Annotated in this window: 21 protein-coding genes and 1 pseudogene; 13 read left to right on the top strand and 9 right to left on the bottom strand. The window is 69.6% G+C overall.

Annotation, left to right across the window (positions count from 1 at the left end):
- The first annotated feature begins 99 nt into the window (after positions 1 to 99).
- The 8 genes and pseudogenes from CU254_RS38170 to CU254_RS38135 all read left to right on the top strand — a co-directional run bounded on the left by CU254_RS38170 (position 100) and on the right by CU254_RS38135 (position 6,314).
- Positions 100 to 1,119, top strand: a complete 1,020-nt coding sequence (locus CU254_RS38170; protein WP_037716205.1) for a substrate-binding domain-containing protein — start codon at positions 100 to 102, stop codon at positions 1,117 to 1,119.
- Positions 1,116 to 2,105: an ABC transporter permease gene (locus CU254_RS38165; RefSeq protein WP_009084957.1), complete on the top strand. Its 990-nt coding sequence runs from the start codon at positions 1,116 to 1,118 to the stop codon at positions 2,103 to 2,105. The genes CU254_RS38170 and CU254_RS38165 overlap by 4 nt, the downstream gene beginning before the upstream one ends.
- A complete protein-coding gene (locus CU254_RS38160; protein WP_009084955.1) occupies positions 2,102 to 2,926 on the top strand; it encodes an ATP-binding cassette domain-containing protein in 825 nt (274 codons plus the stop codon). The genes CU254_RS38165 and CU254_RS38160 overlap by 4 nt, the downstream gene beginning before the upstream one ends.
- 7 nt (positions 2,927 to 2,933) lie before the next feature.
- Positions 2,934 to 3,800 carry a PfkB family carbohydrate kinase gene (locus CU254_RS38155; RefSeq protein WP_078561195.1) on the top strand — a complete coding sequence of 289 codons (867 nt, stop codon included), beginning with the start codon at positions 2,934 to 2,936 and terminating at the stop codon, positions 3,798 to 3,800.
- Positions 3,797 to 4,432 carry a nucleoside/nucleotide kinase family protein gene (locus tag CU254_RS38150; protein WP_009084950.1) on the top strand — a complete coding sequence of 212 codons (636 nt, stop codon included), beginning with the start codon at positions 3,797 to 3,799 and terminating at the stop codon, positions 4,430 to 4,432. Before CU254_RS38155 ends, CU254_RS38150 begins: the two co-directional genes overlap by 4 nt.
- A 4-nt stretch (positions 4,433 to 4,436) precedes the next feature.
- Complete coding sequence (locus CU254_RS38145) at positions 4,437 to 4,961, top strand: hypothetical protein (RefSeq protein WP_009084948.1); 525 nt, start codon at positions 4,437 to 4,439, stop codon at positions 4,959 to 4,961.
- Between the two features lie 10 nt (positions 4,962 to 4,971).
- A pseudogene (locus CU254_RS38140) lies at positions 4,972 to 5,771 on the top strand (SDR family oxidoreductase).
- A 132-nt stretch (positions 5,772 to 5,903) separates the two neighbouring features.
- Positions 5,904 to 6,314 carry a VOC family protein gene (locus tag CU254_RS38135; RefSeq protein WP_009084944.1) on the top strand — a complete coding sequence of 137 codons (411 nt, stop codon included), beginning with the start codon at positions 5,904 to 5,906 and terminating at the stop codon, positions 6,312 to 6,314.
- A 3-nt stretch (positions 6,315 to 6,317) separates the two neighbouring features.
- On the opposite strand, the gene CU254_RS38130 is transcribed toward CU254_RS38135, so the two are convergent.
- The 4 genes from CU254_RS38130 to CU254_RS38115 all read right to left on the bottom strand — a co-directional run bounded on the left by CU254_RS38130 (position 6,318) and on the right by CU254_RS38115 (position 11,131).
- Entirely contained in the window at positions 6,318 to 6,995 is a 678-nt protein-coding gene (locus tag CU254_RS38130; protein WP_009084941.1) for a DedA family protein, read from the bottom strand.
- 166 nt (positions 6,996 to 7,161) lie between these two features.
- Positions 7,162 to 7,986 carry a YceI family protein gene (locus tag CU254_RS38125; RefSeq protein WP_009084940.1) on the bottom strand — a complete coding sequence of 275 codons (825 nt, stop codon included), beginning with the start codon at positions 7,984 to 7,986 and terminating at the stop codon, positions 7,162 to 7,164.
- Entirely contained in the window at positions 7,983 to 10,607 is a 2,625-nt protein-coding gene (locus CU254_RS38120) for an MFS transporter (RefSeq protein ID WP_009084938.1), read from the bottom strand. The genes CU254_RS38125 and CU254_RS38120 overlap by 4 nt, the downstream gene beginning before the upstream one ends.
- On the bottom strand, positions 10,604 to 11,131 hold the full coding sequence (locus tag CU254_RS38115) for a MarR family winged helix-turn-helix transcriptional regulator (RefSeq protein ID WP_037716203.1): 528 nt from the start codon (positions 11,129 to 11,131) through the stop codon (positions 10,604 to 10,606). Before CU254_RS38115 ends, CU254_RS38120 begins: the two co-directional genes overlap by 4 nt.
- A 250-nt stretch (positions 11,132 to 11,381) precedes the next feature.
- Here CU254_RS38115 and CU254_RS38110 point away from each other — a divergent pair, with 250 nt between their 5' ends.
- On the top strand, positions 11,382 to 11,807 hold the full coding sequence (locus CU254_RS38110; RefSeq protein WP_009084935.1) for a PPOX class F420-dependent oxidoreductase: 426 nt from the start codon (positions 11,382 to 11,384) through the stop codon (positions 11,805 to 11,807).
- A gap of 359 nt (positions 11,808 to 12,166) precedes the next feature.
- On the opposite strand, the gene CU254_RS38105 is transcribed toward CU254_RS38110, so the two are convergent.
- Positions 12,167 to 12,739, bottom strand: coding sequence for a TetR/AcrR family transcriptional regulator (locus CU254_RS38105; RefSeq protein ID WP_009084933.1), 573 nt, complete (start codon positions 12,737 to 12,739; stop codon positions 12,167 to 12,169).
- 89 nt (positions 12,740 to 12,828) lie between these two features.
- Here CU254_RS38105 and CU254_RS38100 point away from each other — a divergent pair, with 89 nt between their 5' ends.
- A complete protein-coding gene (locus CU254_RS38100; RefSeq protein ID WP_009084930.1) occupies positions 12,829 to 14,343 on the top strand; it encodes an MFS transporter in 1,515 nt (504 codons plus the stop codon).
- A gap of 442 nt (positions 14,344 to 14,785) precedes the next feature.
- Here CU254_RS38100 and CU254_RS38095 read toward each other — a convergent pair whose 3' ends face one another.
- Complete coding sequence (locus CU254_RS38095) at positions 14,786 to 15,370, bottom strand: TetR/AcrR family transcriptional regulator (protein WP_009084928.1); 585 nt, start codon at positions 15,368 to 15,370, stop codon at positions 14,786 to 14,788.
- A gap of 90 nt (positions 15,371 to 15,460) precedes the next feature.
- Here CU254_RS38095 and CU254_RS38090 point away from each other — a divergent pair, with 90 nt between their 5' ends.
- The 3 genes from CU254_RS38090 (at position 15,461) to CU254_RS38080 (ending at position 18,444) form a co-directional block, all read left to right on the top strand.
- The gene (locus tag CU254_RS38090) at positions 15,461 to 16,342 is read left to right on the top strand and encodes an SDR family oxidoreductase (protein ID WP_009084925.1); all 882 of its coding nucleotides are present in this window, start codon (positions 15,461 to 15,463) and stop codon (positions 16,340 to 16,342) included.
- A 75-nt stretch (positions 16,343 to 16,417) separates the two neighbouring features.
- A complete protein-coding gene (locus CU254_RS38085; RefSeq protein WP_037716200.1) occupies positions 16,418 to 16,999 on the top strand; it encodes a bifunctional 2-polyprenyl-6-hydroxyphenol methylase/3-demethylubiquinol 3-O-methyltransferase UbiG in 582 nt (193 codons plus the stop codon).
- Positions 17,000 to 17,049: 50 nt separating this feature from the next.
- Positions 17,050 to 18,444 carry an FAD-binding oxidoreductase gene (locus tag CU254_RS38080; protein ID WP_009084921.1) on the top strand — a complete coding sequence of 465 codons (1,395 nt, stop codon included), beginning with the start codon at positions 17,050 to 17,052 and terminating at the stop codon, positions 18,442 to 18,444.
- 71 nt (positions 18,445 to 18,515) lie between these two features.
- Here CU254_RS38080 and CU254_RS38075 read toward each other — a convergent pair whose 3' ends face one another.
- The 3 genes from CU254_RS38075 to nagA form a co-directional block, all read right to left on the bottom strand.
- Positions 18,516 to 19,220: a DedA family protein gene (locus CU254_RS38075; protein ID WP_009084919.1), complete on the bottom strand. Its 705-nt coding sequence runs from the start codon at positions 19,218 to 19,220 to the stop codon at positions 18,516 to 18,518.
- Positions 19,221 to 19,360: 140 nt separating this feature from the next.
- Entirely contained in the window at positions 19,361 to 19,891 is a 531-nt protein-coding gene (locus CU254_RS38070) for a hypothetical protein (protein WP_009084918.1), read from the bottom strand.
- A 32-nt stretch (positions 19,892 to 19,923) separates the two neighbouring features.
- Positions 19,924 to 21,114, bottom strand: a complete 1,191-nt coding sequence (nagA, locus tag CU254_RS38065; RefSeq protein ID WP_037716197.1) for an N-acetylglucosamine-6-phosphate deacetylase — start codon at positions 21,112 to 21,114, stop codon at positions 19,924 to 19,926.
- Positions 21,115 to 21,163 lie beyond the last annotated feature (49 nt).

Raw genomic sequence — 21,163 nt, 5'->3', positions numbered from 1 at the left:
GCGTTGGCAAGCGTTTGCGCAAACGCTTGCGTCAACCCCCGAGTCTGTCTACCTTCCCGTCCATCGGCAAGCTCGCACCTCGATTCGGAGGGCATCTCCATGAGACACCGGAGTCTCACCGCACTCGCTTTGGCGGCCGCTGTCGCGGTCTCCACCGCCGGGTGCACCGTCGAACGCCACTGGGGCGGCAGCTCCAAAACCGGCGGCAGCGGCAAGGCCAAGGTCGGCCTCGTCACGAAGACCGACACCAACCCGTACTTCGTCGAACTGCGCAGCGCCGCGGCCGCCGCGGCCAAGGCCAACGGAGCCGACTTCAGCGCCCTCGCCGGCCAGTTCGACGGCGACAACGACGGTCAGGTGCGCGCCATCGAGAACCTGATGCAGCAGGGCGTCAACACCATCCTGATCACCCCGAGTTCGTCCACCGGCGTGCTCAAGGCGATCAAGGACGCCCGCGACGCCGGCATCCTGGTGATCGCCCTCGACACCGCCACCGAACCGCCGGACGCGGTCGACGCCACCTTCGCCACCGACAACTTCGCGGCGGGCGAGCAGCAGGGCGCGTACGTCAAGGCGGCGCTGAAGGGCGCGGACCCCAAGCTTCTGATGGTCGACGGCACCGCGGGCAGTTCGGTCGACACCCAGCGGCACGGCGGCTTCCTCAAGGGCATCGGGCTCAAGGACGGCGCGCCGGAGATCAAGGGCCACACCAACGCCAACGGCGACCAGAGCCTCGCCCAGCAGGGCATGGAGAACCTCCTGCAGCGCACCACCGATCTCAACGCGGTGTACACGATGAACGAGCCGATGGGCCGCGGCGCGTACGCGGCGCTGAAAGCACGCGGGCTCGACAACCAGCTCATCGTCGGCTCGATCGACGGCGGCTGCGAGGGCGTGCAGAACGTCAAGAACGGCCAGTTCGCCGTCACCGTCATGCAGTTCCCGCGGAAGATGGCCGAACAGGGCGTGCTCGCGGCGGTCGAGTACGCGAAGACCGGGAAGAAGCCGAGCGGGTTCGTCAACACCGGCTCGACCGCGATCACCGACCACCCGATGCCGGGGGTGCCGAGCAAGGACACCGCCTGGGGTCTGCAGAACTGCTGGGGAGGCGGGAAATGACGACCGCTACGGTCAACAACCGCGAGCGCGAAACGCTCGGCGAGTTCTTCCTCCGCGCCCCGGCAGTCGGCCCAGCGCTGGCACTGGTCGTGGCGGTCCTGGTGTTTTCCTTCGCCACGGACACCTTTTTCGACCTGGACAACCTGTCCACAGTAGTCCAGCAATCGCTGGTCGTCGGCACGCTCGCGCTCGGCCAGACGCTGATCATCCTGATCGCGGGCATCGACCTTTCCAACGCGTCGTCGATGGTCGTGGCGACGCTGGTGATGGCGAAACTGGCCGCGGTCACGAACGTTTTCTTCGCACTGCTGGCCGGGGTCGCGCTGACCGTCGTCGTCGGCCTGTTCATCGGCACCCTGGCGACCCGGATCAAGTTGCCCGCCTTCATCATCACGCTCGGCACGTTCACCGGGCTGACCGCGGTGGCGAAGCTGATCGCGGGCGGCCAGGCGGTCCCGGTGTCCGACGGACTGCTCACCTGGCTCGGCACGAAGCGGTACCTCTTCGGCGGCATCCCGATCACCTACGGCATGACGCTCGCGCTGCTCATGTTCCTCGCCGTCTGGTACGCGCTCACGAAAACCGCGTGGGGCAAGCACGTTTACGCCGTCGGCAACGCGCCGGAGTCCGCGCGGTTGTCCGGGATCAAGGTCAACCGCACCGTGCTGTCGGTCTACCTCGTCGCCGGTCTGTGCTTCGGCATCGCCGCGTGGCAGGCGCTCGGCCGCACGCCGAACGCCGACCCGAACCAGTTCCAGCTCGGCAACCTCGACTCGATCACCGCGGTGGTGCTGGGCGGCACGAGCCTGTTCGGCGGACGCGGTTCGGTGCTGGGCACGCTGTTCGGCGCGCTGGTCGTCGCCGTGCTGCGCTCCGGGCTGACGCAGATGGGCGTGGACGGCAACTACCAGGACCTGGCGACCGGCGCGTTGCTGATCGCCGCGGTGGTCGTGGACCGGATCGCACGGAGGCAGCAGCAGTCATGACTTCCTCGAACCAGCAGCAGCCCACCCTTTCCGCGCGCGGCCTGGTGAAACGCTACGGCCGGGTCACCGCCATCGACGGCGCCGATTTCGACCTCTACCCCGGCGAAGTGCTCGCCGTAGTGGGCGACAACGGGGCCGGGAAGTCCAGCCTCATCAAGGCGTTGTCCGGCGCGGTGGTGCCGGACGCCGGCGAGATCAAAGTGGACGGGAAGACGGTCCACTTCAAGTCCCCGTTGGACGCGCGGCACTACGGAATCGAGACGGTGTACCAGGATCTGGCGGTCGCACCGGCGCTGGACATCGCGTCGAACATGTTCCTGGGCCGGGAAAAGCGGCTGAAGGGACCGTTCGGCATCGGGTTGCGCAAGCTCGACAGTGCGGCCATGCGCACCGAGGCGCAGCGGATCCTCGACGATCTCGGCATCAAGGTCAAATCCATTACGCAGCTGGTGGAAACGCTGTCCGGCGGCCAGCGGCAAGGCGTCGCGGTGGCGCGCGCGGCGGCGTTCGGCCGCAAAGCGGTGATCATGGACGAGCCGACGGCCGCGCTGGGTGTCGCGGAATCCGCGAAGGTGCTGGAGCTGATCGGCCGGATCCGCGACCGCGGCCTGCCGGTGGTGCTGATCAGCCACAACATGCCGCACGTCTTCGAAATCGCGGACCGGATCCACGTGCACCGGCTCGGCAAGCGTGTCGCCGTGGTGTCGCCGAAGACGCACAGCATGAACCAGGTCGTCGGCCTGCTCACTGGTGCGTTGAAGCTCGACGAGAACGGCGAAGTCGTCGAGGTCGCTTCAACCACGCACGCCGGGTTGACCTGACGTGCGAGTGCTGCTGGCGGGTTTGTGCACCGTCGACGTCGTACAACGGGTCGCGGAATTTCCGGAGCCGAGCGAGAAGGTGCAGTCGCTGCAGGTGGATGTCGCGGCCGGTGGGCCGGCGACCAACGCCGCGGTGACCGTCGCCGCCCTCGGAGCCGAAGCGACCCTCGTGACGGCTCTCGGTGCACACCCGCTGGCCGCGCTCGCCCGCGCGGACCTCGAAGCCTGCGGCGTCGACCTGGTCGATCTCGCTCCGGAACGCACCCAGGCACCGCCGGTCAGCGCGGTCGTAGTGCGGGACGGCGACGGCGAACGCACCGTCGTCTCCCGCAACGCCGCGTCGGCAGAGCCGCTCGAACTGCCTGCCCTCGCCCCGATTTTCGAGGGCGTGGACGCGGTCCTCGTCGACGGGCACCATCCCGAGCTAGCGCTTGCTGTCGCCCAGGAGGCCCGCACCCGCGAGGTGCCGGTCGTTCTCGACGCGGGCAGCTGGAAACCGGTACTGGACCAGTTGCTGCCACTGGTCCGCGTGGCAGCCTGTTCAGCGCGGTTCCGTGCTCCCGCACCGAGTTTGGCCGAACGCGGAGTGTCAGTGACGATCACGACGGCAGGCCCGGAGCCGGTCGCCTGGAGCACTACGGAAGACTCTGGGCAGGTCCCCGTGCCGCTCGTCGAAGCGCGGGACACCCTGGGGGCCGGAGACGTGTGGCACGGTGCGCTCGCGTATGCGGTCGCGACGCGGGAAGGCGCGGTCGCCGACTGGATCGGCTACGCGAACGCGGTGGCCGCGGAGCGCGTCCGGCACGTGGGTCCGCGTTCGTGGACCGGGCCGGTCGGGGAACTGGCGAAGAGCAGAGAAGAGGGAGTGCGATGACGGCGTTCGAGGATCTGCTGGCGCGGGCCGAGAAGCTGGCCAAACCGCGGGAACGGCACGTGCTCGGCATCATCGGCGCGCCCGCATCCGGCAAGACCACGCTGGCCTGGGCGATCGCCAACGCGCTCGGTTCGCGGGCGGCGGTCGTCGGGATGGACGGTTTCCACCTGGCGCAGGTCGAACTGCAGCGGCTGGGCCGCACCGACCGCAAGGGCGCGCCGGACACCTTCGACGCGGCCGGCTACGTGCACCTGATCCGCCGGCTCGCCGAGGGCCGCGAGACGGTGTACGCGCCGGAGTTCCGCCGCGAGATCGAGGAGCCGATCGCCGGAGCCGTTCCGGTCGCGCCCGAGGTGCAGCTGGTCATCACCGAGGGCAACTACCTGCTGCTTCCGGACGACCCGTGGAGCGGCGTGCGGCAGTACCTCACCGAGGCGTGGTTCCTCGCCCCGGACGAGCCGGAGCGGATCGAACGGCTCGTGTCCCGGCACCGGCGCTACGGCCGTTCGCTGGTCGAGGCCCGGCAGCGCGCGCTCGGCTCCGACCAGCGCAACGCGGACCTGATCGCGAACACCCGCGACCGCGCCGACCTGGTGCTCGAGAACCTGCCGCTGACGAATTTCGCCCTCTGAGCAGGTGCTGTTCTCCGACCCGGCGACGACGGATCCCTTCGCCGGTGCGGTCACCTGGGACCGCGCCGGCGAGGCTCGGATCGCCGTCCTTTACCCGCCGTACGTCCCGCTCGTGCGCACCCACCTGAACGGGCTGCGCGCGCTGGTCGACCGGCGGCTGTCCGACCTCGAGACCCCGTTCGCGGATCCGCGGCTGGCGCTGCTGGTGGAGCGGATGCGCGAGACCGGCAGCGAGCCGCAGCGCGAGCCGGAGGTGCTCGCCGAAGTGCGGACCCGGCTGGACTGGGCGTTGTCGGTGCTGCCGGAGCACGGCGGGGTCCTCGAACTGCACACGCCGATGCACCAGTGGTGGTGGGGACGCGCGCTGCTCGACGTGTGCACGGCGATCACCGCGCTGCTGGGAGCGTGGCTGCGGGGCGAAGCGGTCGACGGGCAGCACTGTCCGGACGACGCGACGTGGTGGATGTGGATGGCGCAGATGCGCTGGCTCGACGCGCAGTTCGTCGAGCCGCTCAAACCTCGTGCGTAAGGAGTGACCTGTGGGGGTTTTGGTCGTCACCGGCGGCAGCCGGGGCATCGGCGCGGCGATCTGCGAACTGGCCGCGACCCGCCGGGACTAGGCAAGCGTGGCGAAGCCACTCCGTTGAGGGCGGTGGTGGGGAAGAAGGTCGGGGGACGTGGTGGTGAACTACTCCGGTGACCCAGCGCCGGCCGAGGAGGTCGCCGAACGGGTGCGCTCGCACGATGCGCAAGCGCTTGCGCATCGGGCCGACGTCGCCGACGAACAGCAGGTCAGCGACCTTTTTCGGCGGCGGCCAAGCTGGGCCCGCTCGCTGGCCTGGTGAACAACGCGGGCATCACCGGCAACACGCCCGGCAGGCTCGACGAGCAGAGCGTCGAGACCGTGCGCCGGGTGCTGGACGTCAACGTGACCGGCGTTTTCCTGTGCTGCCGCGAGGCGGTGCGGCGGCTGTCGACGCGGTACGGCGGGCCAGGCGGAGCGATCGTGAACGTCTCGTCCACGGCGTCGCGGAACGGGTCGTCGGGCGAATGGGTGCACTACGCGGCGTCCAAAGCGGCGGTCAACACGCTCACCCTCGGCCTCGCGCGGGAGGTCGCCGACGAGGGAATCCGGGTCAATGCGGTGTCGCCCGGCCTGGTCGAGACCGGGCTGCACGCCGCCGCGGGGATGCCGGACCGGCTCGACCGGGTCAGCGCGGCCATCCCGCTCGGGCGCGCCGGCCAGCCGGAGGAGATCGCCGCGGCCGTGCTGTGGATGTTGTCCCCGGAGGCGTCGTTCACCGTCGGCGCGGTGCTCGAGGTCGGCGGCGGCCGTTGATCCTTCTCGGAGTGTGAGACGCCCGGAGACGGGCAGATCACGATTGACCCCGGAACTCGGTGAACTCGCCCAAAGCGGTTGTCCCGGTGTGCGAGTCTGGAACGAGGGGTTGAAAGGACGGCCGCGAAAGTCATGCCCAAGCTCACGTCTGTGCACCATCTGGCGCTCACCGTGACCGATGTGGACCGAAGTGTTCCCTGGTACGTCCGGGTGCTCGACCTCGAGGAAAGCCATCGGCGCGAAGACCCGGAAACCGGGGTGCGCAAAGTAGTTCTGCGTTCGGCGGGAGACGGTTTCTCCGTGGTGCTGGTCCAGCATCCGGACACCGAGAGACCCGCGTTCGACGAACGCAGAACTGGTCTGGACCACGTCGCGTTCTCGGTTTCGTCGCGCGCCGAGGTCGCCGAATGGGAGGACCGCCTGCGGGAGTACGGCGTTTCCTACCTGCCCGCGACGGAATCGCAGACCTTCGAGGGTTCCGCGGTGCTCGTGTTCCGCGATCCCGACGGCATCCAGCTGGAAGTCTGGTCCGATCCGTCCTGAAACTCAGGCGTGCGCGTCGTCGGGTTCGTCGACCGGACGCCGCATTTCCTGGCGGTAGCGCAGCACGCCGTACGCGGTGCCGAACACGAAGAACGCGATGCTCAGCCACAGCGCCACGGTCTTGACCCACGGGATGGCGTCGAGCAGGCCCGCGCCGTAGTAGCCGAGCAGCACCAGCGTCGGCACCCACAGCAGCCCGCCGACGGTGGTGGCGAGCAGGAACCGCCGCGAATCCATCCGCGCGGCGCCCGCGATGAGCGGGGCCAGCGTGCGGATCCACGGGATCCACCTCGCCGCGACGATCGCGAAGAATCCCTTGCGGTCCAGGAAGGCTTGCGCGCGTTCGAGGTTGTGCCGGTTGAGCATCCGCCCGCCGCGCCGGGCGATCAGCGTGGTGCCCGCGCCGCGGCCGATGTAGTAGCCGATCTGGTTGCCCACCACGGCGGTGAGCAGCGCGGCCGCGGACAGCAGCCACGCGTTGAGGTCCGAGCCGTGCTGGGCGAGCACCACGCCCGCGCCGAACAGCAGCGAATCGCCCGGCAGGAACAGCCCGATGATGAGCGCGCATTCGACGAGCACGAACGACAGCACGATGACCCAGACGAGCACCGGGCCGGCGGTGTCCAGCCAGCTCAGGCCGATTCCCGCGGCGTGCGCGGGCTGGGCGGCGTCGAGGTTCACGCGAAGAGCCTACGTGGCTGTGCCCGGCTGCAGTACGCAACCATCGAATCCTCCGCATCCGGTGACTTTGGGTATTCCTGGGATAACCAGACTGTTCACCCTTTTCGCCCAGGACAACGAACAGGCCGCCCGGAACAGTTCCCGGACGGCCTGTCGCGGATTTCCCCTAGAACTGCGGCAGGGACTCGCCCTGCACCGCCTCGATGTCCAGCTCCACCTTGACGGTCGTGCCGATCGCGGCCACGCCCGCCCGCACCATCGCGCTGTAGTTGATCGCGAAATCGTTGCGGTGCAATTGCGTTTCGGCGTGGAACGCGGCGCGCACGCCGCCCCACGGGTCCGGACCGTGCCCGGTGTAGCGCAGGTCGAGCGTGACGTCGCGGCGTTCGCCGTGCAGCGTCAGCACTCCGCGCAGCGCCCAGTTGTCCGTGCCGAGCTGGGAAAGCCCGGTGCTTTCGAAGGTGATGAGCGGATACGCGTCGACGTCGAGGAATTCGGCCGAACGCAGGTGGTCGTCCCGCATCTTGATGCCGCTTTCGATGCTGCCCGCCTTGATTTCGGCGCGCACGCTCGACCGCTCGACCGGCCGGGCCACCTCGATCCGCCCGGCCACGTCCGGGAACCGCACCTTGATGCTCGCGATGCCCATGTGCCGCGCGGTGGCGACCACCGACGAGTGCATCGGGTCGATCGTCCACGGCCCCTCCGGCGGCAGCTCGACCGCGCCGGAAACCGGCGCGAGCGCGATGTCGCCGAGCAGCCCGGCCCCGTCGGAGCCGATCTGCACGGTGCGGGCCAGCGGCGTGTACCCCGGCGCGGTGATCACGGCGGTGTAGACGCCCGGGGGCAGCGGGTCGGTGACCACTGCCCCCTTCGCGTCCGTGACCTGCCGCGCGATCTGGCGACCGTTGAGGTCGGTGACCGTGAGCACCGCGTTCTCGACCGGCCATCCGCCGCTCGAGCGCAGCTGTGCGCGCAGGCCCCCGCTCATGACCGGTCGACCAGCTCGTCGAGCGCCTGGTCGTAGCTCAGCCGCACGTCGTGCTGGGCCTCGCCGTCGTTCAGCGTCACCTGGCTGGTGGCGGGCGGGTATCCGCTCGCCACGACCGTGTAGGAGCCGATCGGCAGGTCGCTGACCACGTAGCGGCCCTCGCTGTCGGTGCGGGCCACCGCCGCGACGTTGCCGTTCGCGTCGAGCACGGTGATCCGCGCGTCCGGCACGATCCGGTCGCCCTCGGTGCGCGCGACGCCCTGGAGCAGCACCGCGCCGGCGAGTTCGACGTCGTGGCGCAGCACGCCGCTGTCCGGCACCGTCAGCGTGACCGCGACCGGGCGGTAGTGCGGGCCGCTCGCGACCAGCGTGTACTGCCCGGCGCCGACCCCGCTGAAGGTGTAGACGCCGTCCTCGGCGGTGATGAACGCGCCGTTGACCTCGCCGCGCGAGTCGGTCAGCGTGACCGTCGCGTTGGCCAGCGGGGTCGAGGTGCCGATCGAACGGACCACGCCGGTCAGCTCGCCGGAACCGGTGAGCGTGACGTCCAGCTTCGCCGGGTGGCCCCCGACGATCACGCTGGAGGCCTGCGGCTGGTGGCCGGGAGCGGACACGATCAGCACGTACGTTCCCGGACCCTGGGTCGGGATCGAGTAGCTGCCGTCGCCGTTGCCGGTCGCCCGCGCCACCTGACGGCCCTGCTGGTCGATCAGGGTCAGCGCGGCCGCGCTCACGTGGCTGCCGTCCTGGCGGCGCACGTGGCCGGTGACCGGGACGCCGCCCGAACCGGTGGTCGTGCCGAATTCGGCGTCGGCCACCGAGTTGGTGATCGGCATCGGCCGGGCGTCCGCCACCGCCTGCGCGTCGCCGTGCCCGTTGGTCAGGGCGTGCTTGCCGCCCGCTCCGACCAGCACCGGCTCGCGCGGGGCTTCCTCGAACAGCGAACCCGTCTTCAGCTCCGCGGTGTCGTCCGAGGCCGGAGCCGGCTCGTCCACGTTCTCCAGCAGCGCTTCGCCGCCTTCGACCGCGGCCGCGGCCGGGTTCATGCCCGCCAGCGGGATCTCCTTCATGAACAGCAGGACCAGCGTGGCCAGCAGCGCGACGCCGCCCGCGGTGTAGAACACCGTGGTGATGGACTCGGTGAAGCCGATCAGGATCGGCGTGCGCACCGCCTCCGGCAGCGTCTGGATGACGCTGGTGTTGGCCGACACGTCGCCGATCTTGGCTCCCGCGCCGGGAGGCAGGTGCCCGCCGAACGCCTTGGTGATGTTGTCCGGCAGCACGTTGAACAGAATCGTCAGGAACACCGCGACACCCGCGGTACCGCCGATCTGGCGGAAGAACGTCGCCGACGCGGTCGAGACGCCCATGTCCTTGCGCGGGCCCGCGTTCTGCACCGCGATGATCAGCGTCTGCATGCACTGGCCGAGGCCGAGGCCGATGACCAGCGCGGCGACCAGCGGGTGCCAGATCGGGGTGTCGTACTTGACCTGGGCGAAGAAGAACGCGCCCGCGGCGATCAGCAGGGTGCCGATGACCGGGAAGATCTTGTAGCGCCCGGTCTTCGACGTGATCCGGCCGGAGATGATCGACGCGGACATGATGCCGACCATCAGCGGCAGCATCAGCAGACCCGATTCGGTCGGCGTGTAGCCCTGCACGACCTGCAGGTACTGCGGGATCATGGTGATCGCGCCGAACATCGCCACGCCGACGATCACGCCGCCGATGATGGCCACGCTGAAGGTCGAGTTCTTGAAGAGCCGCAACGGGATCAGCGCGGCGTCCTTCATCAGCTTCTCGACGACGATGAACAGCACGATGCCGACGCCGCCGATGATGTACATCCAGATCGACTTCTGGTCGCCCCAGCCCCACTTCTGGCCCTGTTCGGCGACGATCAGGAACGGCACCACGGCGATGACCATGGTGAGCGCGCCCCACCAGTCGATCTTGTGGTCGTGCCGGTTGTGCGGGACGTTCAGCACCTTCGCGACGACGAACAGCGCGATCACGCCGATCGGCACGTTGATCAGGAACACCCAGCGCCAGCCGTGCAGGCCGCCCAGGGTGTCGAAGCCGGCGAAGAAGCCGCCGAGCACCGGGCCGAGCACGGTCGACGTGCCGAACACGGCGAGGAAGTACCCCTGGTACCGCGCGCGTTCCCGCGGCGGGACGACGTCGCCGATGATCGTCATGGCCAGCGACATCAGACCGCCGGCGCCGAGACCCTGCACCGCGCGGAACGCGGCCAGTTCGTACATCGACGTCGAGAACGACGCGGCCGCCGAACCGACGACGAAGATCGCGATCGCGGCGAGGTAGAACGGCTTGCGGCCGTAGATGTCGGAAAGCTTGCCGTAGATCGGCGTGGCGATCGTCGACGTGATCAGGTACGCCGTGGTCGCCCACGCCTGCAGGTCGAAGCCGTGCAGGTCGTTGGCGATCCGGACGATCGAGGTGCCCACGATCGTCTGGTCGAGCGCGGCGAGGAACATGCCGCACATCAGGCCGCTGATGATCGTGACGATTTGGCGGTGAGTCAGCCGCGGACCGCTCTCGCTGTCTTCAGCGGGCGCTCCCCCTCGCGACTGAGGTTGTTGTTCAACGGTGGACGTCATGCGTTCGAGGCCCCCTTGGCCTGTGCCGTCGCCGCGATGTCGGACAGCGACGGATTGTTCTTTTCGATACCTGTGTTGAGCCGCGCGAGAAGTTTCTTGAGCGTCTCGCGCTCCTCCTGGCTCCAGTCGCCGAGTACTTCGGCCAGCCACCGGGCGCGGTGCTTGCGGTTTTCGTCGAAGACGCGAAGGCCTTCGGCGGTCGGGGCGAGCAAGCAGGCGCGGCCGTCCTCGGGGTCGGCCTGCCGTTCGACGAGTCCGTGCTGCACGAGCGAACTGGACTGCCTGCTGATCGTGGAGATCTCCGAATGCAGGAACTCGGCCAGCTTGCTGGTGCGTTGCGGGCCTTCGTGGACGAGGCAGAAGAGGATCGCGTACGCGGCCCTCTCGATCCCGTCCGGCCCGTGTTTGGCCACCTGTGACTTCGCCTTGGTGATCAAGCGCATGAACCGGACCAGCTCGTGGCCGAGCTGGTCGGCAAGGTCGAGGTCGGCCTCGGGCCTGACGGCGGAGTTCTGAGGTGCCATGTGGGTCTTCCTTGGGGTGGAGCAAACCATTGGTTGGCGACTGCAACTAGTTGCCTTAAGCAAGAGTGTGCCCGTACGGCGTATTTCGCAAGCGGCCGACCCATGGTTGTGTCACATGACACTTTAGTTGCCGCATGCAAGCAGATGTTAACCGGAGGGGTGTCGTCCGGTTTCTCCCGATATGGGGACGGCGCTGGTCATCGCGGGTTTGGGCGGGAACAGATCGCGTTGGGCGGGCCTTCATAGGGGTATGACTGACGACACAGCGCTCTACGACCTCATCGCGGCGGGCAAGCAGGGCGTGCTCGCGACCCTGAAACGAGACGGCCGCCCGCAGCTGTCGACGGTGACCCATTACTTCGACCGCGAGGCGCGCCAGATCCAGGTGTCGATCACGGACACGCGCGCGAAGACGAAGAACATGCGCCGGGATCCGCGGGTGAGCTACCACGTGGCGTCCTCGAATGGGTGGTCCTACGCGGTGGCGGAGGGACGGGCGGTGCTGTCGCCGGTCGCCGCGGCCCCGGACGACGAGGCGGTGGAGGCGTTGATCGCGCTGTACCGCAAGGTGGCGGGCGAGCATCCGGATTGGGACGAGTACCGGGCGGCGATGGTGGCGGATCGGCGGCTGGTGTTGACCGTGGAGATCGAGCGGGTGTACGGGTTGGTTCGGTGAGTTTTGGCTGGGCTTCGCCTGGCTTTCGCGGGGGTGCGTGAGGTCGGATAGCTGCCCGGTGTCGTTCTGGGCTGGTCCGGACGCTGGGTTTCGCCGTGCGTGGCGGCGCGGTTTGGTTCGCTGGATGGGTTTCGCCCGAGGGCACGGGATCGGGCGTGGCTTGGCTGTTCGGCGTGGCGGATTCGGATGTGCTGACTTCCGCCGTGCGTGAGCGCCAGCTGGTGCCCACGATGAGGATCGGGCGCGTGCGCGGGCTCGCTCGGTTTCGCCTAGGAGGTGGCTTGGCGGCCCGGCACGGGAGCGCCTCGGAGCTGGCCCCAACGCGCTGACCTCTCACCCCGCGCAGCGATCCCCGCGCCTCAGTCCTCCCGCTGTCCGGCCGCCACAGTCGCCTTGGCCGGTGCCCCCGCCACGATCCGGTCCGCGATTTCGTCGACCTGGGCCAGCAGGCTGTCCGTCGCCTCCTCGCCCAGCGCCGCGCGCATGTAGAGGCCCTCGCCGACCAGCATCACCAGTTCCGCGGTCAGCGGGTCCTCGATGTGCTCCAGCATCAGCGCGCGGGTGCGCTCGGTGCAGCGGCGCGACACCTCCGCCGCGATCGGGTCGTTGAGCACCAGGCGGAGCGCGGCCATCGTCGTGCGGTGCAGCGCCAGGTCGCTCGTGACGTCGGTGATCGCCGAGCGCAGGTAGTACCGCACCACGCCCTCCGGTGCGGTGCGTGCGCGTTCGAGGTCGTCGTCGGTCAGCCGCTCCAGGCGTTCGAGCAGGCCGTCGCGCAGGGCGTCCTTCGAACCGAAGTGGTAGAGCAGGCCGCCCTTGGACACGCCGGCGTGCGCCGCGACCGCGTCGAGCGTGATCTCGGCCGGGCCGCGGTCGGCGAGGATGACCTCGTACGAACCGAGGATGCGTTCACGTGCTGAAGGTTTAGCCATCACCTTGACTATACCGTCCAGACGGTTTACCTTCTACCTCAGGACCAAAACTGTACCGTCTGGACGGTACAAGGAAGGAAGAGTGCGCCATGGTGCGGCGCGGAGGCCAGTGGTGGGCTTTGGCAGTGCTGGTGCTGCCAGTGCTCCTGATCAGCGTGGACACGACAGTCCTGGGGTTCGCCCTGCCCTATCTCAGCGAGGACCTCGCGCCCACGGGCGCGGAACAGCTGTGGATCGTCGACGTCTACTCGTTCGTCCTGGCCGGATTGCTGGTCTTCATGGGCACGCTGGGCGACCGGATCGGCAGGCGGCGGCTGCTGCTCATCGGCGGTGCCGCGTTCGGCGCGGCGTCGGTGCTGGCGGCGTTCGCGACGTCGCCGCTGATGCTGATCGTCGCGCGGGCGCTGCTGGGCGTCGGCGGTGCGACGCTGATGCCGTCCACGCTGTCGCTGATCCGCAGCATCTTCACCGAGGACCGCACGCGGCGCACCGCGGTCGCGATCTGGAGCGCGGCGTTCTCCGGCGGGATGGCGGTCGGCCCGGTCGTCGGCGGCTGGCTGCTCGAGCACTTCTGGTGGGGTTCGGTCTTCCTGATCAACGTGCCGGTGATGGTCCTGCTGCTCGTCGCGGGTCCGTTGCTGCTGCCGGAGTTCCGCGACCCGAACCCGGGCCGCTTCGACCCGTGGTCGGCGCTGCTGTCGCTCGGCACGATGCTGCCGGTCGTCTACGGCGTGAAGATCGCCGCGACGGAGGGGATGTCCTGGTCGGCCGGCGCCGCGATGGTGCTCGGGCTCGTGCTGGGCGTGGTGTTCGTGCGCCGGCAGCGGCGGCTTGCGCAGCCGATGCTCGACCTCGGGCTGTTCGCCAACCGCAAGTTCGCCGGATCGGTGATCACCAACCTGCTGGGCGTGTTCGCGCTGGTCGGGTTGCTGTTCCTGCTGCCGCAGTACCTGCAGCTGGTGCTCCGCCTGAAGCCGCTGGTCGCGGCGTTGTGGATGCTGCCCGCGACGGTCGCCGGAGTCGTCGGCGCCCTGGCCGCCGCGTGGCTCGCCCGCCGAGTGCGGGTGCCGGTCCTGATCAGCCTCGGCCTGCTGCTCGGCGCGGCCGGCTTCCTGGTGCTGACCACCATCGGCGCCGACGCCGGGCTGGCCGCGGTGGTAGTGGCGTTCGTCCTGGTCGGCGGCGGCGTGGCGCTGTCGGAAACCCTGACGAACGACCTCGTGATCTCCGCCGCCCCGGTCAACCGCGCCGGTGCCGCGTCGGCGATCTCGGAAACGGGCTACGAACTCGGCGGCGCCCTGGGCACCGCCCTGCTGGGCAGCCTCGCCACGGCGGTCTACCAGTCCGGCCTGCCCGCCACCGCGCCCGCCGCAGCCCACGACACCCTGGGCGGCGCAGTAGCCACCGCGCACGGCCTGCCCGCCGCCGAGGGAGCGGAGCTGCTGAACACCGCCCGTGAGTCCTTCGTGACCGCGCTGCACACGAGCGCGTGGGTGGGTGCCGCGATCCTCGTGTACACGGCACTGCAGGCGTACTTCCTGCTGGGCCGTAAGCGAAATCGCCCGCAGGCGCCTCGGCGAGAGGAGTCCGCGATGTCCGCGTGACCCGGCCCTGTCAGGCAGGCGAACGAAAGCCGCCTGCCTGACGGGCGACCCGGTTTCGGTTGCTGGGCCAGGGAAACGCTGCGGAGGCAAGCGGCTCCTGCGCGCGACACCCTGGGCGCGTTGCCGCCGCGCCGCCCAGTCCATCGCCGAGGATGCGGAGCTGCCGAGCACCGCCTGGCAGTCCTCCGTGACGGCGCTGCGGTTGGACCGCAAGCGAAACCGACCTCAGGTGGCTTGGCGGGAGCCGCAGTTTCCGTTGCTGTGCAAGGGAAATAGTCCGGCTGGGCGGTCGACGCTTGCCCGGAGCAGATGTCGGAAACGGCCCCCCGGGGTGATTCCTCGGGCTCAGCTCGGATTCTCCTTGGTCAGCCCGGTGAAGCGCTTGTCGCTGCTCCGTCAGCGGCCATCCGAGGCTGCGGCGGAACAACGTCGCCCTCCGGGATCAGCCCAACGAAGCGCTTGCCGCCCGAAGCTCCTCCAGTGCGGCCACCAGATACGCCGCCGGAGTCGGGTCGGCCTCGGTCGAGTGGGCGCTCTCCGACCACTCCGCATACCCCCGCTTAAACGCCAACACCCCCAACTCGCTGGCCAGCGCCGCAGTAGCTTCGGGCAGGCCTCGGGCGGTCAGGGCGGCGGTCATCGCGGCAGCGAGACCCACGCTCTTCAACGCGTCCCGCTCCTGGAGCTCCGTGCTCGCCGCGACGGCGGTCTTCAAACGAGGAGCGAGTTCCCGGTTCATCGGGCCCATCGCGGTCGCCGCGCGGCGTAGGCCCTCGGCGACCGCGTCCAGGGGGCTGGCGTCGGCGGGCGCGTCGGAGATTCCCTCCGCCAGCAGCTTGCTCAGCGTTTCCTGCCCGGCCACCAGCAGCTCCCGCTTGTCCGGGAAGTGCCGGAAGAACGTGCTCTTGGTGACGCCCGCGCGCTCGGCGATCTGCGCGACCGTCGTGGCGTCGTAGCCCTGTTCGGCGAATAGGTCGACGGCCGCGACGACCAGGCGTTCGCGTGCTCCGGGTTCCCATCGGGCCATGCGTCCCATCCTATGTGATGAGACCTTTGTCCCGTCGCTCTGGTAGCGTCTGACGGGACAAGAGTCCCATCGCCTCCCCAGGAGAGATTCATGCGCGTGTTCGTCACCGGAGGGACCGGGTTGGTCGGCTCCGCGGTCGTCGCTGAACTCGTCAACAACGGCCATGCCGTACTCGTGCTCGCTCGGTCGCAAGCCTCCGCCGAGGCGGTCGAGAAGGCAGGCGCTGAGCCGGTGCGGGGGTCGCTGGCTGACCTCGACGTCATCCGCGAGTCCGCGGCCAAGGCTGGCGGGGTGATCCACCTCGCCTTCGCCAATGCGTTCAGCAGCGACGAAGCCTTGGCGAACGCCGTCGCCGAGGAGACCGCGGCGCTCAAGGTGCAGGCGGAGGCGCTCGTCGGAAGCGATCGGCCGTTGGTCACGGTTTCGGGGACTCCGTACACGCCAGGACGCGCGTCGACCGAGGCTGATCCCGTTGCGACGGACGGGCCGGTCGGCGGGCGAGGGCGCACGGTCGCCGAGGTGCTGGGGTTCGCGGATCGAGGGGTTCGGACGTCCGCGGTACGCCTGCCACGCACGGTGCACAACAACGGCGAGGGCGGGTTTGCCGGCCTGCTGACCAACATCGCCCGGCAGACGGGAGTCTCCGGGTATCCCGGCGACGGCACGCAGCGCTGGCCGGCGGTGCACGCGCTCGACGCGGCGGTTCTCTTCCGGCTCGCTCTGGAGAAGGCAGAAGCCGGCACGTCGTGGCATGCGGTGTCCGAGGAAGGCGTTCCGGTCCGGGGCACCGCCGAGGTGATCGGACGGCGGTTGGGGCTGCCGGTCGAATCGGTGCCGGAGGAGACGTACGGTCCGCTCGGTCCGATCTTCGCGACCGATCAGCCCGCGTCCAGCGCGCACACCCAGCAAGCACTCGGCTGGGAGCCGAAACACCCGGACCTGCTGGCCGACCTGGAGAACCTCCGGAACTGATTTTGCGGTTCCGGCAAAGAACCTTGTCGTCCGGCGCGGTCAGCGGAATCGTGAACGGCGGAGGTGGCAGCGAAAATGGCTCCGTCGGGGAAAGACGCGCAGTACTGGGAAGATCTCTACCGCAGCCGCGGGCAAGTGTTCAGCGGCGAGCCCAACGGGGTGCTCGTCACCGAAATCGAGGGGCTGGCACCGGGGCAGGCGTTGGACGTCGGGTGCGGCGAAGGGGCTGACGCGCGCTGGCTGGCCGCGCGCGGATGGCAGGTGACCGCTCTCGACATCTCGCGCACCGCGCTGGAGCGGGCGGCCGCCGCCAAGGCCGGGATCGCCTGGGTGTGTTCGGACCTGGCCGCGAGTCCGCTTCCGGCGAGGGCGTTCGACCTGGTCAGCGTCCAGTATTTCCCGCTCCGCAAGGACGGCCGGCTGGTGCGGAAACTGCTCGACGCCGTCGCGCCCGGCGGGACTTTCCTCTTCGCCAGTCACGATCCGCGGGATCTGTCGCCGGAACACGCCGAATACTGCCAGCCGGACGACATCGTGCGGGCGCTCGGCGACGAGTGGACCGTGCTCGTCAACGAAAGCCGACCGCGGGTGGCACCGGCCCCGCCGGGCACGGCGCACACGCGCGACACCGTGCTGCGCACCCAGCGGACCAGCTAATATCGGAATTAATATTCCGCACTGCGGAGATCCCGGTTTACCATGCGGAGATGAGCAACGACGCCCTCCTCCAGCGGCTTCGGGACGACCTCGGCCCGGCCGCGGTGCTCACCGACGCTGACGTCACCGACGCCTACGCGCGCGACATGATGCCGCTCGCTCCCTCGGGAAAACCGTTGGCGGTAGTGCTTCCGGCGGATACCGCGGGAGTCCAGGCGACGGTCCGGGCCTGTGCCGAAGCGAGAGTCCCCATCGTGCCGCGCGGGGCGGGCAGCGGGCTTTCCGGCGCGGCCAACGCGATCGACGGCTGTGTCGTGCTCTCGGTGACGAAGCTGAACGAGATTCTCGAGGTCGACGCGGGCAACCGGCTCGCCGTCGTGCAGCCGGGCGTCGTCAACCTCGACTTCCGGTCCGCGGTCGAGAAGCACGGCCTGTTCTATCCGCCCGACCCCTCCAGCTACGACTGGTGCACCATCGGCGGCAACCTTTCCACCAACGCGGGCGGCCTCTGCTGCGTGAAATACGGCGTGACCACCGATTCGGTGCTCGGTCTCGAGGTCGTGCTCGCCGACGGATCGCTGCTGAAAACCGGCCGCCGCACGGTGAAAGGCGTCGCGGGCTACGACCTCACGAAGCTGTTCATCGGCAGCGAGGGCACGCTCGGCGTGATCACCCAGGCGACCGTCTCGCTGCGGCCGCTCCCCCAGGCCCCGGCCACTTTCGTCGCCGGCTTCAACACCACCGAGGCGGCCGGCGAGGCGGTCGCGCGCGCGGTGCGCGAGGGACTGGTGCCGTCGCTGCTGGAGATCATGGACGCGGCGTCGATCAAGGCGTCCGAGACCTACCTGAACACCGACCTCGGCGCGGGCTCGGACTGTCAGGCGCTGCTGCTCGGCCAGTCCGACGCCGGCGGCGAGGCGGCGCGGCGCGAACTGGCGCTGCTCGAGCAGATCTGCACCGACTGCGGCGCCGACCTCGTCTACGCCACGGACGACCTCGAAGAGGGCAAGATGCTGCTGCAGGCCCGCCGCGTCGTGCTGACCGCGCTGGAGACCTACGGCGTCTGGCTCACCGACGACGTCAGCGTGCCCCGCACCCGGATCTCCGAGCTGATCCGCGGCTGCGAACGGATCAGCGAAAAAGTCGGCCTCAAGATCGCCGTCGTCGGCCACGCCGGGGACGGGAACATGCACCCGACCATCGTGTACGCGCCCGATTCCGAGGACGAGTTCGCGCGCGCCCAGCAGGCGTTCGACGAGATCCTCGAGGTCGGCCTGTCGCTCGGCGGCACGGTGACCGGCGAACACGGCGTCGGCAAGATCAAGCGCGAATGGCTCGCCCGCGAGATCGGCCCGGTCGGGATCCGCGTGCACCGGCAGATCAAACAGGCCCTCGACCCGGAAAACCTCTTCAACCCGGGCTCGATGTTCTCCATGGCCGACTGAACCGCGAGGCCCGGATACGAACGAAGCGGCGTCCGGAAACCCCGGACGCCGCTTCGGCCGAACGCGGAAAGTCAGTCGCGCACGCGCGGGATCTGCTGCGTGACGTCGGCGGAATTGTCGGCCGCCCGGGCCTTCTTCTCGCGGCGGTTGCGCAGGTACTCGATCAGGATCGGCACCACCGAGACCAGCACGATGAGGATGAAGATCGAGTCGACGTTGTTGCGGATGAAGCCGATGTTGCCCAGCAGCGACCCCAGCACGGTGATGCCCGCGGCCCACAGGATGCCGCCGATGACCGTGTACGTGAAGTAGCGCTTCGGGTCCATCCGGCCGATGCCGGCGATCCAGGTGATGAACGTCCGCACGAGCGGCACAAAGCGGGCCAGCACGACGGCCTTCGGGCCGTGCCTCTCCAGGAATTCGTGCGTCTTGTCGACGTGCTCCTGCTTGAAGAACCTCGAATCCGGCCTGCTGAACAGCTTCGGCCCGACGAAGTAGCCGAGGTAGTAGCCGACGACGTTGCCCAGCAGCGCGGCGACCGTGACCAGCACGCACACCAGCCAGAGCGGGGCCTTCAGCGTGCCGTTCGCGATGAACAGGCCCGCGGTGAAGAGCAGCGAGTCGCCGGGCAGGATCGGGAAGACGCTGCTCTCGATGAAGATGATCAAGCACAGCACGGCGATCACGGGGACCGTCAACCCGTTCAGCAGATGCTGCGGGTCCAGCCACGACGGCAGCAGGGACATGGTGGTCACTGTGTTCTGGGCGAGAATCACACCGAAAACGGTACAGGGTGACTCAGTGCGACCTCATCGGGCAAGGAATCGCAGGTCATCGGTGTGGGATCGAGGTGAAGAACTCGGCCCGGGAGTGCCCGCCGGGATGGCCGTCCGGGCAAGCCGGGGCGGGCGGGGGCTCAGATCAGCGTCAGCAGGCCGATGACGGACCCGGCGGCGAGGCCGAGCAGCACCGCCAGCAGCAGGACCCAGTGCGCGGGCAGCGGGCCGTTCTGGGGCGCCTGGGCGGGGCGGCGGACGGTCGCGTCGGCGGACCCGGCCGGCGGGATCGAACCGGTGGCGCCGGGCGAAGTGTGGTCGGCCGCGTCGAGGGCGGCGCGTTCGCGGGCGAGCGAGTCCGCGCCCGCCCCGGACAGCAGGCCGTAGTTGGGCGGCAGTTCGGTGGTGGGGCCGGTCTGGGACGGCGCCCCGGTCGCGGCCGAGGCCCCGAACGAACCGGTTCCGGCGGCGCCGGGGCCGGAGATGCCGGGACCGCCCGCCGCGCTGAACGAGCCGGTGCCGGAAGCGCCGGGCTGGACCGCGGAGCCGCTCCCGGAAGCGTCGGAAGCGGCCTGCTCGTCGACCGGGTTCGCCGCGACGTGCGGAGCGAAGACGGCTTGTGCGCGCAGCGCGTCGGCCAGTAACCGTTCCGGGTCTTTCGGCTCGCTCATCCGCTCCGTCCGCCTGTCGAAGTGCTAGGCCGTCACGTACTCAAGGTAGCCCGGCCCGCCTCGGCCACCCATTCGCCCCGGTGCAGGACCCGGGCCGGGCGCAGGTCGTCGTCCAGGATCACGGCGTCCGCGGCAAGGCCGGGACGCAGCGCGCCGGTGCGGTCGGCGATGCCGAGCAGTTCGGCGGGTCGCGCCGACGTCGCCCGGACGGCGTCCAGCACGTCGAGTTTGGCGCCCTTCACCAGGTTCCGGAAGGCGTTGTCCATGGTCAACGTGCTGCCGGCCAGCGAACCGTTGTCCAGGGTGGCGACGCCGTCGTGGACGTCGACCTCCAGCCGGCCCAGCGTGTAGCGGCCGTCTGCGGCGTCGGTGGCCGACATGGCGTCGGTGATCAGCACGGTCCGGCCGCGGCCCGCGTGCTGCGCGGCCAGCCGCACGACCGTCGGGTGCAGGTGCACCAGGTCGCAGATCAGCTCGACGGTCACGCGCTCGTCGTCCAGCAGCACGCCGACCGGACCCGGTTCGCGGTGGTGCAGCGGGCGCATGCCGTTGAACAGGTGGGTGGCGACCGTCGCGCCGGCGTCGATGGCCGGGACCAGCTGGTCGGCGACGCCGTCGGTGTGGCCGATCGCGGCGAGCACCCCCGATTCGGCGAGCTGCCGGACGGCCTTGACGCCGCCGTTCAGCTCCGGCGCGAGCGTGACCATCCGGATGGTGCCGTGCCCGGCGCGCAGCAGCTTCTCGACGGTGCCGGTGTCCGGTTCACGCAGAGTGTCCGGATCGTGGGCCCCGCAGCGGGCGCGCGAGATGAACGGGCCCTCCAGGTGGATGCCCGCGAGGTCGCCCTCCTGCACGAGTTCGCGCAGCGCGGCGATCTGCTCGGTGAGCAGGTCGATCGGGTCGGAGACCAGGCTCGCGAGCATGGTCGTGGTGCCGTGCCTGCGGTGCGCGCGGACCGCGGTGCGGATCTCGTCCGGGTCGAGCGTCGAGAAGGACGCTCCGCCGCCGCCGTGGCAATGCGTGTCGATGAAACCGGGCACGACCAGCGCCCCGGCGACGTCGACCGTCGCGGTGTCCGGGCTGCTCGGGGGCGTTCCGGTGCCTACCGCGGCGATCTGTCCGCCGGACACGGCGAGCCAGCCGTCGTCGAGTACGCGGTCCGGGGCCACGACGCGGCCGCCCGTGATGACGAAGTCTCCGGGGTGCTTCACGCGACCCAGCATATATTGGTCTGGACCAAGGAGGGCCGACCAGCGCGAGATTGGTCCGCCC

The organism is Amycolatopsis sp. AA4, assembly GCF_002796545.1.
GTDB lineage: Bacteria > Actinomycetota > Actinomycetes > Mycobacteriales > Pseudonocardiaceae > Amycolatopsis.
Note: the sequence above shows the minus strand (reverse complement) of the source record. Positions and strands in the feature narration are given on the sequence as shown.

Coding starts and splice junctions, on each gene's coding strand:
- CU254_RS38170 (WP_037716205.1), top strand. CDS start 100: ATGAGACACCGGAGTCTCACCGCACTCGCTTTGGCGGCCGCTGTCGCG.
- CU254_RS38165 (WP_009084957.1), top strand. CDS start 1,116: ATGACGACCGCTACGGTCAACAACCGCGAGCGCGAAACGCTCGGCGAG.
- CU254_RS38160 (WP_009084955.1), top strand. CDS start 2,102: ATGACTTCCTCGAACCAGCAGCAGCCCACCCTTTCCGCGCGCGGCCTG.
- CU254_RS38150 (WP_009084950.1), top strand. CDS start 3,797: ATGACGGCGTTCGAGGATCTGCTGGCGCGGGCCGAGAAGCTGGCCAAA.
- CU254_RS38135 (WP_009084944.1), top strand. CDS start 5,904: ATGCCCAAGCTCACGTCTGTGCACCATCTGGCGCTCACCGTGACCGAT.
- CU254_RS38125 (WP_009084940.1), bottom strand. CDS start 7,986: ATGAGCGGGGGCCTGCGCGCACAGCTGCGCTCGAGCGGCGGATGGCCG.
- CU254_RS38120 (WP_009084938.1), bottom strand. CDS start 10,607: ATGACGTCCACCGTTGAACAACAACCTCAGTCGCGAGGGGGAGCGCCC.
- CU254_RS38115 (WP_037716203.1), bottom strand. CDS start 11,131: ATGGCACCTCAGAACTCCGCCGTCAGGCCCGAGGCCGACCTCGACCTT.
- CU254_RS38110 (WP_009084935.1), top strand. CDS start 11,382: ATGACTGACGACACAGCGCTCTACGACCTCATCGCGGCGGGCAAGCAG.
- CU254_RS38105 (WP_009084933.1), bottom strand. CDS start 12,739: ATGGCTAAACCTTCAGCACGTGAACGCATCCTCGGTTCGTACGAGGTC.
- CU254_RS38100 (WP_009084930.1), top strand. CDS start 12,829: ATGGTGCGGCGCGGAGGCCAGTGGTGGGCTTTGGCAGTGCTGGTGCTG.
- CU254_RS38095 (WP_009084928.1), bottom strand. CDS start 15,370: ATGGCCCGATGGGAACCCGGAGCACGCGAACGCCTGGTCGTCGCGGCC.
- CU254_RS38090 (WP_009084925.1), top strand. CDS start 15,461: ATGCGCGTGTTCGTCACCGGAGGGACCGGGTTGGTCGGCTCCGCGGTC.
- CU254_RS38085 (WP_037716200.1), top strand. CDS start 16,418: ATGGCTCCGTCGGGGAAAGACGCGCAGTACTGGGAAGATCTCTACCGC.
- CU254_RS38080 (WP_009084921.1), top strand. CDS start 17,050: ATGAGCAACGACGCCCTCCTCCAGCGGCTTCGGGACGACCTCGGCCCG.
- CU254_RS38070 (WP_009084918.1), bottom strand. CDS start 19,891: ATGAGCGAGCCGAAAGACCCGGAACGGTTACTGGCCGACGCGCTGCGC.
- nagA (WP_037716197.1), bottom strand. CDS start 21,114: ATGCTGGGTCGCGTGAAGCACCCCGGAGACTTCGTCATCACGGGCGGC.